This window comes from Actinotalea solisilvae, from assembly GCF_016464425.1.
In the GTDB taxonomy this organism is placed as follows: Bacteria; Actinomycetota; Actinomycetes; order Actinomycetales; family Cellulomonadaceae; genus Actinotalea; species Actinotalea solisilvae.
Genome location: NZ_JADDKQ010000034.1, coordinates 15,136 through 29,590, shown reverse-complemented (window position 1 = coordinate 29,590; position 14,455 = coordinate 15,136). Strand labels below are relative to the sequence as shown.

Annotated in this window: 11 protein-coding genes; 5 read left to right on the top strand and 6 right to left on the bottom strand. The window is 75.5% G+C overall.

What is annotated here, in order from left to right:
- Positions 1–284 precede the first annotated feature (284 nt).
- Positions 285–1,415 carry a glycosyltransferase family 4 protein gene (locus JIG38_RS21195; protein ID WP_199425302.1) on the bottom strand — a complete coding sequence of 377 codons (1,131 nt, stop codon included), beginning with the start codon at positions 1,413–1,415 and terminating at the stop codon, positions 285–287.
- A 109-nt stretch (positions 1,416–1,524) separates the two neighbouring features.
- Here JIG38_RS21195 and JIG38_RS19485 point away from each other — a divergent pair, with 109 nt between their 5' ends.
- Positions 1,525–3,027 (top strand): GGDEF domain-containing protein, encoded by a 1,503-nt coding sequence (locus tag JIG38_RS19485; RefSeq protein WP_199425301.1) that lies wholly within the window; start codon positions 1,525–1,527, stop codon positions 3,025–3,027.
- A gap of 109 nt (positions 3,028–3,136) precedes the next feature.
- Here JIG38_RS19485 and guaA read toward each other — a convergent pair whose 3' ends face one another.
- From guaA to JIG38_RS19470, 3 genes are all read right to left on the bottom strand, one after another.
- On the bottom strand, positions 3,137–4,684 hold the full coding sequence (gene guaA / locus JIG38_RS19480; protein ID WP_199425306.1) for a glutamine-hydrolyzing GMP synthase: 1,548 nt from the start codon (positions 4,682–4,684) through the stop codon (positions 3,137–3,139).
- A gap of 100 nt (positions 4,685–4,784) precedes the next feature.
- Positions 4,785–5,255: a hypothetical protein gene (locus JIG38_RS19475; protein WP_199425300.1), complete on the bottom strand. Its 471-nt coding sequence runs from the start codon at positions 5,253–5,255 to the stop codon at positions 4,785–4,787.
- 95 nt (positions 5,256–5,350) lie between these two features.
- Positions 5,351–5,671, bottom strand: a complete 321-nt coding sequence (locus JIG38_RS19470; protein ID WP_199425305.1) for a DUF3817 domain-containing protein — start codon at positions 5,669–5,671, stop codon at positions 5,351–5,353.
- 184 nt (positions 5,672–5,855) lie between these two features.
- Between JIG38_RS19470 and JIG38_RS19465 the strand changes: the two genes are divergently transcribed.
- Positions 5,856–7,676, top strand: coding sequence for an ABC transporter ATP-binding protein (locus JIG38_RS19465; RefSeq protein WP_307845047.1), 1,821 nt, complete (start codon positions 5,856–5,858; stop codon positions 7,674–7,676).
- Positions 7,657–9,390, top strand: coding sequence for an ABC transporter ATP-binding protein (locus tag JIG38_RS19460; protein WP_199425298.1), 1,734 nt, complete (start codon positions 7,657–7,659; stop codon positions 9,388–9,390). Before JIG38_RS19465 ends, JIG38_RS19460 begins: the two co-directional genes overlap by 20 nt.
- Before the next feature lie 54 nt (positions 9,391–9,444).
- Here the strand turns inward: JIG38_RS19460 and JIG38_RS19455 are convergent, their stop codons facing one another.
- Positions 9,445–10,056 (bottom strand): GNAT family N-acetyltransferase, encoded by a 612-nt coding sequence (locus JIG38_RS19455; RefSeq protein ID WP_199425297.1) that lies wholly within the window; start codon positions 10,054–10,056, stop codon positions 9,445–9,447.
- A gap of 200 nt (positions 10,057–10,256) precedes the next feature.
- Here JIG38_RS19455 and arfB point away from each other — a divergent pair, with 200 nt between their 5' ends.
- Positions 10,257–10,688 carry an alternative ribosome rescue aminoacyl-tRNA hydrolase ArfB gene (arfB, locus tag JIG38_RS19450; RefSeq protein WP_199425296.1) on the top strand — a complete coding sequence of 144 codons (432 nt, stop codon included), beginning with the start codon at positions 10,257–10,259 and terminating at the stop codon, positions 10,686–10,688.
- On the opposite strand, the gene JIG38_RS19445 is transcribed toward arfB, so the two are convergent.
- On the bottom strand, positions 10,645–11,631 hold the full coding sequence (locus JIG38_RS19445) for an SURF1 family protein (RefSeq protein ID WP_307845046.1): 987 nt from the start codon (positions 11,629–11,631) through the stop codon (positions 10,645–10,647). The genes arfB and JIG38_RS19445 overlap by 44 nt on opposite strands.
- 284 nt (positions 11,632–11,915) lie before the next feature.
- Here JIG38_RS19445 and JIG38_RS19440 point away from each other — a divergent pair, with 284 nt between their 5' ends.
- Positions 11,916–14,402 (top strand): phosphoketolase family protein, encoded by a 2,487-nt coding sequence (locus JIG38_RS19440; protein WP_199425295.1) that lies wholly within the window; start codon positions 11,916–11,918, stop codon positions 14,400–14,402.
- Positions 14,403–14,455 lie beyond the last annotated feature (53 nt).

The window sequence follows — 14,455 nt, the reverse complement described above, 5'->3', positions numbered from 1 at the left end:
CTCGGCGACCAGCTGGCTGCGGACCATGATCCACGTCGCCGCACCGGCGACGATCAGGGCGACGCCGGCGATGATCGCCACGAGGCCGACGAGGCGGACGGGCTTGGTGCTGACGGTGGTGGACATGCGAGGGCCTCTCCCAGGAACGTTGCGGGCCGGTCGCACCGGTCCGTCGGAGCCTCCGTGGCTCCGTGACAAATATCGACGCTAGCGACGACGGCCTCGTGGGCCCATGGTCCAGGGGCCGTTGGTCCTGACGTGCGCGCCTCGCCCGGGACGGGGCCTCAGGCGTCGACGCGCACCAGGTGCCGCGCGCGCTCGTACTCGGCGCGCGCCGCGTCGAGCGTCGTCGCCCAGTCGAACCGCGGGAGGTGCTCGAGCGCGTGCTCGCGCAGCCGGGCGAGCCGCTCGGGCTCCCGCACGAGCCCGACGAGCGCGCGCGCCATCGCGGCGTCGTCGTCCACGAGCACGCCGTCGACCCCGTCGGTGACGAACTCCTCGATCCCCGTCCCCCGGTGCGCGACGACGACGAGCCCGGCCGTGCGCGCCTCGAGCGCCGCGATGCCGAACGCCTCGAGGACCGCGGGCGCCACGAAGACCTCGGCGTCGTCGTAGGCGGCGCGCACCTGCGCCCGCGGCACGCGGCCGCGGAGCGTCACGACGTCGCCCAGCCCGCGACGGTCGATGCTGCGCTGCATCGCCGCGCGGCGCGGCCCGTCCCCGAGCACGTCCAGCCGGAGCGAGCCCTCGGGCAGCTGCGTCACCGCGTCCTCGACGACGCCGACGAGCGCGCCACCGCGCTTGCGCGGCGCGAGGCGCATCGTCGCGACGCACCGCAGCGGTCCCTCGCGCCGCCGGGGCTCCCCGGACGGCGCCCAGCCCTCGAGGTCCATCCCGTTGGGCACGACGGCGACCGGGGCGCCGAAGACGTCGTGGACGCGCTCCGCGGCCGCCGCGCTCACGGCCGAGAGCGCGATCGGCGCGCTGCCCCACCGCGTGCGCCGGACGAGCGCGCCGAGCGTCGGGACGGCCCCGTCGAGCATGCAGTGCCAGGTCACCGCGAGCGGCGCGCCCGCGTCGAGCGCGACGCGCGCGCCGTCGAACGCGAAGGGCGACACGACTCCCGCGTGCACGTGGACGACGTCGGGCCGCAGGTCGTCGAGCAGCGCGCGCACGTGCGGCGGGGCGAGCGGGTTGACCGGCAGGTCGAACGGGACGTGCGTGCCGAGGCGGTGCACCGCGACGCCGTCGTCGTCCTGCACGACGCCGCCCCGCTCGCCGCCCGCGCCGGGCGTGGCCGTGAGGACGTGCACGTCGTCGCCCGCGGCCGCCTGCGCGCGCGCGAGGTCCCGGACCTGCGACTCGATGCCGCCGGTGCGGGGGGCGTAGCAGTCCGACACGTGGAAGATCCGCACCCCGGCAGGCTATCCGCCCCGCGCCCCGCACGGATCTTCACCCGGTCGCGGCCCGTCCCGGGACGGCCCGGCCGTCCAGCGCGCAGCCGCGCGTGCCGATGTCCTCACCATGAGCCGCACCCACCCGACCCACGTGCACGTGGGCTTCACGGTGGTCACCGCCGTGCTGTGCGGGCTGTACGCGGCGACGTCCGGCCCGGTGCGGGTCGCGACCGTGCTCGCCGCGAGCCTCCTGCCGGGCGTCCTCCTGCTCGTCCTGCTGTGCCGGGGCCGGATCATCGCGCCGATGCCGTGGTGGTTCGTCGTCGGCGCCCTGACCTCGCTGACCGTCCACAACCTCGAGGCCTTCCGGCAGGTCGGGCTCGAGGGGCGTACGGCGGCGAGCGGGCCGCTCTTCCTCGTGACGCTCCCGCTCGGGTACCTCGGGCTGCTCGTCGCGGCGCTGCTCGTGTCCTCCCGCTTCGCGCGCAACGACGTCGGCGGCATCGTCGACGGCGTCCTCATCGGCATCGGCGCCGCGAGCCTGCTGTGGGCGGTCCTCGTCGCGCCCGCGCTCGTCGCCCAGGGCGCCACGCGCGGCACGATGCTCTACACCTTCGTCGTCGTCGTGCTCGTGTCGGGCATCGCCGGCGCCGTCGTGCGTGCCGTGACGACGTCGCACGCCGCGCGGCCCGCGCTCGCCTACCTGCTCGTCGCGGTGCTCGCGACGCTCGCGGGCAACGTCGTCGGCGTCCTCACCACCGAGCCCTCGACCGGGGCGGGCACGCGGGCCGTGGGGCTGCTGTGGATCACCGGGTACGTCGCGCTCGCGGCGGCGGCCGCGCACCCCTCCCACGTGCACCTGTCGGCGCCGCGCCGCCAGGTCACGGGCCGTCTCACCACGCTGCGCCTCGTGCTCCTCGGGACGGCCCTCGTCCTCAACCCCGCGATCGCGGCCGTGCAGACCGCGACGGGCACGGTGGACACCCCGCTGCTCCTCCTCGTGACGCTGCTCGTGGTGCCGCTCGTCATGCTGCGCGTGGCGCAGCTCGCGCGCCTGCACGACGCGGCGGAGGAGCGGCTCGAGCGCCTCGCGACGCACGACGTGCTCACCGACCTGCCCAACCGCCGCGCGATCGACGAGCACCTCGAGGCGGGGCTCGCGCGCGTGGCCGAGGGCGGGGCGGCCGGGCTCGTCGTGCTCTTCCTCGACCTCGACGACTTCAAGGCGGTCAACGACGACCACGGCCACCACCTCGGCGACCGCCTGCTCGTCGCGGTGGCGCGGCGGCTGCGCGCCGCCGTGCGCGCGGAAGACCTCGTCGGGCGCTTCGGCGGCGACGAGTTCGTCGTCGTGCTCGAGGGCGAGCCGGGCGTCGTGCGCCCCGAGGCCGAGGCGCGCATCGACGCCGCGCTGCGGACGCCGGTCCGGCTCGACGGCGTCGTCGCCTCGGCGCGTGCGAGCGTCGGCGCCGCCGAGGTGCGGCCGGGTGACGCGGTGACCGCCGAGCAGCTCCTGTCGGGTGCCGACGCCGCGATGTACGCGAGCAAGCGGCGTCGCCGCGCGGCCGCGCTGGCCGGCGCACGCGGGCACGACGCCGACGACGCCGCCCCGAGCGCGCTGCCGCGCTGAACCGCGCCGGGCGGTCGCCGGCGCACCGCGACGCTGGGCGTGCGCCGCGCCCGGGCCGTCGGCCCCGAGCCCGCCGCTCAGGCGCGACGGGCGCGCCGTGACGTGGCGGTCACTCCCACTCGATGGTGCCCGGGGGCTTGCTCGTGACGTCGAGCGTCACGCGGTTGATCTCGCGCACCTCGTTCGTGATGCGCGTCGAGATGGTGGCGAGCACGTCGTAGGGCACGCGCGCCCAGTCGGCCGTCATCGCGTCCTCGGACGTCACGGGGCGCAGGACGACCGGGTGGCCGTAGGTGCGGCCGTCGCCCTGGACGCCCACCGAGCGGACGTCGCCGAGGAGCACCACGGGGCACTGCCAGACGTGCCGGTCGAGGCCGGCACGCGTGAGCTCCTCGCGCGCGATGGCGTCGGCCTCGCGCAGCACGTCGAGGCGCTCGGCGGTGACCTCGCCGATGATCCGGATGCCGAGGCCCGGGCCCGGGAACGGCTGGCGCCAGACGATGGCGTCGGGCAGGCCGAGCTCGGTGCCCACGGCGCGGACCTCGTCCTTGAAGAGCGCCCGCAGGGGCTCGACGAGCTCGAACTGCAGGTCGTCGGGGAGCCCCCCGACGTTGTGGTGCGACTTGATGTTGGCCGCGCCCTCGCCGCCGCCCGACTCGACGACGTCGGGGTAGAGCGTGCCCTGCACGAGGAAGCGGACCTCCTCGCCGTGCTCGCCGCTCTCCGCGACGACCTCGCGCGCCGCCGCCTCGAACGTGCGGATGAACTCGCGGCCGATGATCTTGCGCTTGGTCTCGGGGTCGGTGACGCCCGCGAGCGCGCCGAGGAACTGCTCGCGCGCGTCGACGACCTTGAGCTGGACGCCCGTCGCCGCGACGAAGTCGGTCTCGACCTGCTCGGCCTCCCCCTTGCGCAGCAGCCCGTGGTCGACGAACACGCACGTGAGCTGGTCGCCCACCGCGCGCTGCACGAGCGCCGCCGCGACGGCCGAGTCGACGCCGCCCGAGAGGCCGCAGATGACGCGCGCGTCGCCGACCTGGGCGCGGATCCGCTCGACCTGCTCGGCGACGACGCTGCCCGCGGTCCAGTCCGGCCGCAGGCCCGCGCCGCGGTAGAGGAAGTTCTCGAGCGCGTGCTGGCCGAGCGGTGAGTGCTTCACCTCGGGGTGCCACTGCATCCCGAAGAGCCGGCGCTCGCGGTCCTCGAAGGCCGCGACCGGCGAGCCGGTGGACGTCGCGAGCACGCTGAAGCCCTCCGGCGCGGCGTGGACGGCGTCGCCGTGGCTCATCCAGACCGACTGCTCCGTCGGCGAGCCCGTGAGCAGCACGCCCGCGTTCGGCACCGTGACGTGGGTCCCGCCGTACTCGCGCGAGCCCGTCTGCGCGACGTCGCCGCCCAGCGCCTGCGCCATCGCCTGGAACCCGTAGCAGATGCCCAGCACGGGCACGCCGGCCTCGAAGAGGCCCGGGTCGACGCGCGGGGCGCCCTCCTCGTAGACGCTCGACGGGCCGCCCGACAGGATCACCGCGGCGGGCCGGCGGGCGAGGATCTCCTCGACCGAGGCGGTGTGCGGGACGACCTCGGAGTAGACGTGGGCCTCGCGCACGCGGCGCGCGATGAGCTGCGCGTACTGGGCGCCGAAGTCGACCACGAGCACGGGCGCCTCGTCGTGCGCACCGCTGCGCGCGGCGCCGGGCCGGGAGGGGTCGGGACGGTCGGCGGCTGCGGGCTGCGCGGTGTCGCTCACCCGCCGGAGTCTAGTGAGAGGGCGGCGGGCCCGGCGGCGGCGTCCACCCCGCGCGACGCTCGGCCGAGCGCCGCAGCGCCGTCCCGACCGCCACCGCGACGCCCACCGCGATGCCGAGCTCGAGCACGAGCACCGCGAGGTTGAGCAGGTCCTGGTGGACGCGACCGAGCGAGGCGACCTGGACGACCAGGCCGACGAGCACGCTGAGGACGAGCGGCGGGACGCCCGCCGCGACCCAGTGCCACGCGGGCCGCCCCACGGCGCGGCCGCCCGCGGCGAGCACGAGGACGGCGACGACGACGGCGAGCGCCGCGACCACGAGCCCGACGACGGAGCTCACGGCGGCGACCACGGAGAGCAGCTCGATCGGCGCGACCGCGAAGAGGAGCCCCGTCACCAGCGTGGTGACGACCTGGACGACGAGGAGGGCGGCGAGCCACGCGAGCACCAGCCGACCCACCTCGAGCCGGGGTGCCGGCACGGGCCCCGGCCACGGACCTGGCGCGTCCGCGTGCGCGTACCCCCCGACGTGGTGCGGACCGCCGGCCGGCGGTCCGCCGTGGGCGGGACCGAGGCTCACCGGGCCGCCGCCGCGGTACGGGCCGCGGGCCGGCCGTGGGCGAGCTGCGCCTCGCCGTCGCGGTGCACGCGCCGCTCGACGACGAACGACATCACGGGGACGACGCCGCCGAGCACCATGGCGACGAGCCGGCCGAACCGCCAGCGCATCGTGGACCACAGGTCGATGACCGTGACGAGGTAGACGACGTAGATCCACCCGTGCGCGAACGGGATCCACTCGATCCACCGCATCACGCCGTCGCCCGGCTGCACGCCGTACTTGAGGGTCATCTCCACGACGAGCACGAGCAGCATCACGCCGGTGACCCACGCCATGACGCGGTACCGCTGCAGCGCTCCCCGCGCCTTGGCCTGCCAGTCCTTGCTCGCCACGCGTGCCCCTCCCCGGGTCCGCCGTCGTCCGGCCGCCGTCCGGCGCGCCGCGCACCCATCCTCGCGCACCCCGCGGGCCCGAAAACACGTCGGCCCGTGTCGGATGGCGGACGTAGCGTTGACCCTCGTGCGTCCCCTGCCCTATGCCGACCCCGGCACCCCGCCCCTGACCACCCCGGTCGCCTACCTCTGGTGGGTCGCCCGGCGTCAGGGCGGCCTGCTGCTCGCGGCGTCGCTCACGGGCATCGGCTCGGCCGTCTCGCTCGCGGCCCTCCCCTACGTCCTCGGCCGCGTCGTCGACGGCGGCCTCGACGACGGGCTCTCGCGCGAGCTCTGGCTGGGCTGCCTCGTCCTGCTCGGCGTCGGCCTGGTCCTGGTCGTGAGCAACGTCGTGGGTCACCGGCTGGAGGTCGAGAACTGGCTGCGCGCCGCCTTCCGGACGTCCCAGCTCGTCGGCCACCACGTGAGCCGCACGGGCGACGCGGTGACCGCCGAGCTCCCCACGGGCGAGGTCGTCGCGACCGTCGCCTCGGACTCGCTGCGCGTCGGCGAGGTCTTCTTCACGACGTCCCGCCTCGTCGGCGGCGTCGTGGCCTACGTCGCAGTCGCGTTCCTCCTGCTCGACAGCTCGGTCACGCTCGGCGTCGCCGTGCTCGTCGGGCTCCCGGCGGTCGCCGGGGTGCTCGCGCTCATCGTCCGGCCGCTGCAACGGCGCCAGGCGTCGCACCGCGAGGCCGCGGGCCGCCTCACGACGCTCGGCGCCGACACCGTCTCGGGCCTGCGCATCCTGCGCGGGATCGGCGGCGAGGAGGTGTTCGCGGGCCGCTACCGCGAGCAGTCCCGCGCGGTGCGCGACGCGGGCGTGCGCGTCGCCCACACGCAGTCGCTGCTCGACGCGATGCAGGCGCTGCTCCCGGGCCTCTTCCTCGCCGCCGTCGTCTGGTTCGGCGCGCGGCTCGCCATCACCGGCGAGATCACGCCCGGCCAGCTCGTGACGTTCTACGGGTACGCCGCGTTCCTCACGCAGCCGCTCCAGGCGGCGACCGAGTTCGTGCACAGCCTCACGCGCGCGCTCATCGGCGTGAAGAAGATCCTGCGCGTGCTGCAGGTGCCGGCGACGGGGGCCGAGGCACCCGAGCCGGCCACGCCCGGTCCGGAGGGCGACCTCGTCGACCACGACTCCGGCGTCGCCGTCCCCGCGGGTCGCACGGTCGCGCTCGTCAGCGCCGACCCCGACGAGACCGCGGCGATCGCGCGACGCCTCGGGGTGCTGGGCGGCGAGAACGCGGGCGCCGGCCGCCGCGTGACGCTCGGCGGCGTCGCGCTCGCCGACCTCGGGCTCGCGCAGGTGCGCCGCCGCGTCGTCGTCGCCGAGTCCACGCCGCACCTGTTCACGGGCGTCCTGCGCGACGAGCTCGACGTGCGCGACGGCAACGGCACCGTGGGCGCCCTGGGCACCGTGGGCGCCGCGCGCGTGCTGGCGGCGCTCGAGGTCGCGGACGCGCACGACGTGCTCGAGTCGCTGCCCGAGGGCCTCGACGGCGAGATCGCCGAGAAGGGCCGCTCGCTCTCGGGCGGCCAGCGGCAGCGCGTCGCGCTCGCCCGCGCGCTGCTCACCGAGCCCGAGGTGCTCGTGCTCGTCGAGCCGACGTCGGCCGTGGACGCCCACACCGAGGCGCGCATCGCCGAGCGCCTCGTGCGCCTGCGCGCGGGCCGGACGACGGTCGTCGTCACGGCGAGCCCGCTCGTGCTCGACCGCGTCGACGAGGTGCTGCTGGTGGCCGACGGCGTCGTGCGGGCGCGCGGCACGCACCGCGCGCTGCTCGCCGCGGACGCCGGGCCGCAGGGCGCGGCGTACCGCGCGGTCGTGAGCCGCGCGGCCGCGGACGAGGACACGCACGACGACCGGACCGAGGAGGTGGGGACCCGTGAAGCTGCCCGTCGCTGACGGCGCCGCGCTGCGCGCGCACACCGGCATGCTGCTGCGCCGGCACCGCGCGGGCCTCGGCCGCGTGCTGCTCCTGCACACGCTCGCCGCGACCGCCGGGCTCGCCGGGCCGTGGCTGCTCGGCCGCATGGTCGACGCGGTCGCCGAGGGCACCACGACGGCCTTCGTCGACCAGGCCGTGGCGCTGCTCGTGCTCGCGGTGCTCGCCCAGACCGTGCTCATCCGCTACGCCCAGCGCGGCGCGATGGTGCTGGGCGAGACGGTCTTCGCCCAGCTGCGCGAGCAGTTCGTGGGCACGGTGACGCGCCTGCCGCTGTCGACCGTCGAGCGCGCGGGCACGGGCGACCTCGTCGCGCGCACGACCAACGACATCGACCGCGTGCAGCACACGATCCGGTTCGGCGTCCCGCGCGTGCTCGTCACCGCCGCCACGATCGTGCTCACCGTCGCCGCGGCCGTGGCCGTGAGCTGGCAGGTCGCCGTCGCCCTCCTCGCGGGCCTGCCGCTGCTGCTCGTGACGACGCGGTGGTACCTCAGGCGCGCGGCGGCCGGCTACCTGCGCGAGTCGGCGTCGTACGCGCGGCTCAACGGGACCATCACCGAGTCGGTCGAGGGTGCGCGCACCGTCGACGCGCTCGGTCTGGGCCGGCGGCGGCGCGAGCGCGTCGACGCCGACCTGCGCGAGGCGTTCGACGCCGAGAGCTACACGCTCCGGCTGCGGACCGTCCTCTTCCCCGGCGTCGACCTGTCGTTCGTCCTGCCCGTCGTCGCCACCGTGGCGTGGGGGGCGTGGCTCGTCTCGACGGGCTCGGCGAGCGTCGGCGCCGTGACGACCATCGCCGTGTACGCGCTCCAGGTCATGCACCCCATCGGCGAGCTCATCTACTGGCTCGACGAGATCCAGGTGGGTGCGACGTCGCTCGCGCGCATCATCGGGGTCGAGGGCGTCGCGCCGGACCGCGTCGCACGGCGCGAGAGCCGGCCGATGGACGAGCACGTCGTCGCGAGCGGCGTGCGGTACGCCTACCGCGAGGGCCACGACGTGCTGCACGGCATCGACCTCGACCTCGCGGTGGGCGAGCGGCTCGCCGTCGTCGGGCCGTCGGGGGCCGGCAAGTCGACGCTGGGCCGGATGCTCGCGGGCATCCACCCGCCCACCGGCGGGACGGTCACGGTCGGCGACGCCCCGCTCGTCGACCTGCCGCTGGACGAGCTGCGCGGCCACGTCGCGCTCGTGACGCAGGAGCACCACGTGTTCGTCGGGACGGTCGAGCAGAACCTGCGGCTCGCGAAGCCCGAGGCCGACGACGCCGAGCTGCGGCGCGCGCTGGCCGCGGTCGACGCGGACTGGGTCGACGCCCTGCCCGACGGCCTCGCGACCGAGGTGGGCTCGGGCGGCGTCGTGCTCACGCCCGCGCAGGCGCAGCAGGTCGCGCTCGCGCGGCTCGTCCTGCTCGACCCGCACACGCTCGTGCTCGACGAGGCGACGTCGCTGCTCGACCCGCGCGCGGCGCGGCACCTCGAGCGGTCGCTCTCCGCCGTGCTCGAGGGGCGCACGGTCGTCGCGATCGCCCACCGCCTGCACACCGCGCACGACGCCGACCGCGTCGCGGTGGTCGACGGCGGCCGGATCACGGAGATCGGCTCGCACGACGAGCTCGTCGCCGCGGGCGGCGACTACGCCGCGCTCTGGCGGTCCTGGCAGCGCGACTGACGAGGTCGTGCCCGTCGGGCCCGGCGCCCATGGGCAGGGCGGTCGGTCGGATCGTCAGACCACCAGGTCCGTGCGCGCGCCGAGGAACGTCAGGCCCGGCACCCGCACGGGCAGCTCGTGGAAGCCGAGCCGGTCGTAGAAGGCGCGCGCCGGCGTGTTCGCGGTGACCATCCCGAGGTGGACCGCGGGCACGCCGGCGGCGCGCAGCGCGGCGAGGTAGGTCCGGATCAGCGCACGCCCGTGCCCGGCGCCCTGGTGCTCCGGCAGCACGTCGATGTGCAGGTGGGCCGGGTACGCCTCGAGCCCTGGGTGGACGTTGCGCTCGGGGTGGTGGAGCAGCTCGGTGAGGTCCTCCTGCGGCGTGCGCGGCCCCGGACCCGTCGCGCGCGGGTAGCGGTCGGCGACGAGCGGCAGCCACCGCGCGCGGTGCTCGGCCGCCCACCGGGCCGTGTCGGCAGCCCCGAGGACGTAGCCGACGACGCGGTCGCCGTCGTCGAGCACGAAGGCCAGCTCGGGCTCGAGGTGCAGGTAGGGGCCGGCGAACAGGTCGGGCATGAAGTCGTCGGTCGAGTACTGCCCGCGCGCGTCGCCGCCCGCGTCGGCGGTGCGCACGCACACGTCGTAGACGTCGTCGCGGTCGGCGGGTCGGTAGGCGCGGATCTGCACGAGGGCGAGTGTCCCGCAGCGCACGGGGCGCGCGCAGCAGTCCGACGACCGGAAGCCGCCGGGAGGTGCGGCGCACGGGACCACAGGTGCACGTGGTGACCCCGAGGCCGTCACGCGGGGCCCACGCGCCGCACGAGCACCATCCGCCGCACCTCCCGTCGCGGAGCCCGCCGCAGGTCCCGGTGCGCGACGATGGCTGCATGGAGATCCGGGTGCGCCGCGACGTCGTCGTCGTCGACGACGCCGAGCTGCGCTGGCGGTTCTCGCGGTCGAGCGGGCCGGGCGGGCAGGGCGTCAACACGACCGACTCGCGCGTCGAGCTGTCGTGGGACGTCGCGCGCAGCCCGTCGCTCGCCGAGGACGTCCGCGAGCGCGTCGTCGCGGGCCTCCGGCACCGCCTGGTCGACGGCGTCGTCACGGTCGCGGCGTCCGAGCACCGGTCGCAGCTGCGCAACCGTCAGGCCGCCGCCGCGCGCCTCGTCGCGCTCGTCGAGGAGACGCTGGTCGAGCGCACGCCCCGGCGTGCGTCGCGGCCCAGCCGTGCCTCGCGGACGCGGCGCACCACCGCGGAGCGGCAGCGGCGCGCGGTCAAGGAGCTGCGTCGGCCTCCACGGCGGACCGGCGAGCAGTAGGCGCGCCGGCCGGGTCCTCCCCCGCGTGCACCGTGCCCGGGTCCACCGGGTGCGGGTTCATCGTGCCGGGGTCCACCGCACCCGGGCGCTCCTGCCCGGCGTCCACCCTCGCCGGGTCGTGGTCCCCCGCGTCGTCCGCCACGTCGTCCCCGGCGTCGTCCTCCCCCTCGAGCTCCTCGCGCGCGGCGCGGGTCTCGTCGCGCACGAGGCGCCCCCAGAGCAGCACGGCGAACCCGCCGAAGATCCACCACTGGAGCGCGTACGCGAGGTTCTGGATGTTGAGCCCGCCGCCCGCGAGCGTCGGCGCGGGCAGGAGTGCGAGCTCACCGGACTGCGCGGGCTCGCTCGCTGCGAGCACGAGGTAGCCGGAGTAGGTCGGCCCGCCCCAGCGGTTGACGAGCTCGGCGGGGCTGACCGCCTCGACCTGGTCGGGCGCGCCGGTCTCGCCGCCCGCCGCCTCGCCGACCTGGAGGTAGCCCGTGATCGTCACCGTGCCGTCGGGCGCCGGCGCGGCCGCCGCGTCGCCCGCGTCCGCGACCCAGCCGCGCACGACGGCGAGCACGGGCCGGGCGGCGTCGTCGACGCGCAGCGGCGTGAGCACGAGGTAGCCCGTGCGACCGTCGAGCGCGCGCCCCGGGACGAGCAGCTCGTCGTCCTCGTAGACGCCCCGAGCCTCGACCTTGTGGCCGACGAGCTCGGACCGGAACGACGTCTGCGGCGCGAGGACGTCGGCCAGCGGGTCCGTCGGGGCGTCGGCGAGCTCCGCCCGCCGCTCCTCCTCGGCCGCGTCGCCGCGCAGCTGGGCGCGGTCGAGCTGCCAGACACCGAGCCGCCCGCACACCGCCGCCGCGCCGAGCAGCAGCACGAGGACCAGCAGCATGCGCGGGCTCGTCGCCGTCCTCAAGAAGGACGGCGACGACGGCGCGGGCCGGTCCGGGGTCACCTCGTCACGGTACCCGCGCGGCGCGGGCCGGCCGGCACCCGCGGACGTCGCCCGAGGTCCGGCGTCGCCCGACCGCACGACGGCCCGGCGTCGCCGCGGGGAACGCCGCGAGAAGTCCGCCGCAGACCGCTGCGCTCGCGCGCGCGATGTGGTGGCATGGGCACGACGTCGTCCTCCCCCTGCGGGCGCACGACCGCGGGACGGACGTCCCATGTCTGCGGCACGCCCGCGGGCACGCTTGCACCGCCGCCGGCTCCCGTCCGGCACGTCGAGGAGGAGCGCAGATGACATCGGTCCTGGACCGTCCTACGAGCTGGGGCCGACGAGACGTCGCGCCCCTGTCGCCCGAGACCCTGGCCCGCGTCGACGCGTGGTGGCGCGCGTCGAACTACCTCTCGGTGGGCCAGATCTACCTGCTGGACAACCCGCTGCTGTCGCAGCCGCTGCACCGCGACCACGTCAAGCCGCGCCTGCTCGGCCACTGGGGGACGACGCCGGGCCTCAACTTCCTCTACGCGCACCTCAACCGCGCGATCCAGGAGCGCTCGCAGCAGACGCTCTACGTGACCGGCCCCGGCCACGGCGGCCCGGGCCTCGTCGCGAACGCGTACCTCGACGGCACGTACTCCGAGGTCTACACGGACATCACCCAGGACGAGGAGGGCATGCGCAAGCTCTTCCGCCAGTTCTCCTTCCCGGGCGGCATCCCGAGCCACGTCGCCCCCGAGACGCCCGGCTCCATCCACGAGGGCGGCGAGCTGGGCTACGCGCTCTCGCACGCCTACGGCGCGGCGTTCGACAACCCAGACCTGCTCGTGGCCGCCGTCGTCGGCGACGGCGAGGCGGAGACCGGCCCGCTCGCGACGTCGTGGCACTCGAACAAGTTCGTCGACCCCCTGGCCGACGGCGTCGTCCTGCCGATCCTGCACCTCAACGGCTACAAGATCGCCAACCCGACGGTGCTCGCGCGCATCCCTGAGGACGAGCTGCTCGACCTCATGCGCGGCTACGGGCACACCCCGTACGTCGTCTCGGGCGGCTTCGACGGCGAGGACCCGACCGAGGTGCACCAGCGCATGGCGCAGGTGCTCGACGAGTGCCTCAACCAGATCGCCGACATCAAGCGGTCGGCGCGCGAGGGCACGCTCACCGAGCGCCCGAAGTGGCCCATGATCATCCTGCGCACGCCGAAGGGCTGGACGTGCCCGCCGGTCATCGACGGCAAGCAGGTCGAGGACTCGTGGCGCTCGCACCAGGTCCCGCTCGCGAGCGCGCGCGACACCGAGGAGCACCTGCACGTGCTCGACGGCTGGCTGCGGTCCTACCGCCCGGAGGAGCTGTTCGACCCCACGGGCCGGCTCGTGGACGACGTCGCCTCGCTGGCCCCCGAGGGCACGCTGCGGATGAGCGCGACGCCGTACGCCAACGGCGGTCTCCTGCTGCGCGACCTGCGCCTGCCGGACTTCAAGGACTTCGCGGTCGACGTCTCGGCGCCGGGCGGGAGCGTCGTCGAGGCGACGCGCGTGCTCGGCCAGTGGCTCTCGGCCGTGGTCGAGGCGAACCCCGAGACGTTCCGCATCTTCGGCCCGGACGAGACGGCGTCGAACCGCCTCCAGGCCGTCTTCGACGTCACCGACAAGCAGTGGGCCGCCGAGATCCTGCCGCAGGACGACAACCTGGCCCGCGCCGGCCGCGTCGTCGAGATGCTCTCGGAGCACCAGTGCCAGGGCTGGCTCGAGGGGTACCTGCTCACGGGCCGCCACGGCGTGTTCAGCTGCTACGAGGCGTTCATCCACATCATCGACTCGATGGTCAACCAGCACGCCAAGTGGCTCAAGGTGACCAACGACATCCCGTGGCGCCGCCCGATCGCGTCGCTCAACTACCTGCTGACCTCGCACGTGTGGCGCCAGGACCACAACGGCTTCAGCCACCAGGACCCGGGCTTCATCGACCACGTGGTCAACAAGAAGGCCGAGATCGTCCGGGTGTACCTGCCGCCGGACGCCAACACGCTGCTGTCGACGTACGACCACGTGCTGCGCAGCCGCCAGTACGTCAACGTCGTCGTCGCGGGCAAGCAGCCGGCGCCGACCTTCCTCACCATGGACCAGGCCATCGCGCACTGCGCGCGCGGCCTGGGCATCTGGGAGTGGGCTGGCACGGAGCAGCGCGGCGAGGACCCCGACGTCGTGCTCGGGTGCGCGGGCGACGTGCCGACGCTCGAGGTGCTCGCGGCCGCCGACCTGCTGCGCACGCACCTGCCCGAGCTCAACGTGCGCGTGGTCAACGTCGTGGACCTCATGCGCCTCGTGAACGCCGAGGAGCACCCCCACGGGCTCACGGACCGGGAGTTCGACACGATCTTCACGCCCGACAAGCCGATCATCTTCGCGTACCACGGGTACCCGTGGCTCATCCACCGCCTCACGTACCGCCGCACGGGCCACGCGAACCTCCACGTGCGCGGCTACAAGGAGGAGGGCACGACGACGACGCCGTTCGACATGGTCATGCTCAACGACCTCGACCGGTTCCACCTGGTGATCGACGTCATCGACCGCGTTCCCGGCCTCGGCACGCGCGCGGCCGAGCTGCGTCAGGAGATGGTCGACGCCCGCCTGCACGCGCGTCAGTACACGCGCGAGCACGGCGAGGACATCCCGGAGGTCCGCGACTGGGTGTGGCCCGACGCGGGCGAGACGGGCACCGAGCGCGGCGGCCCGCAGGGCATCTCCGCGACGTCCGCGACGGCGGGGGACAACGAGTAGGCGCGCCCGCCCGCAGCACCAGGTGGCCCCCCGGCGCTCCGGCGCGGGGGGGC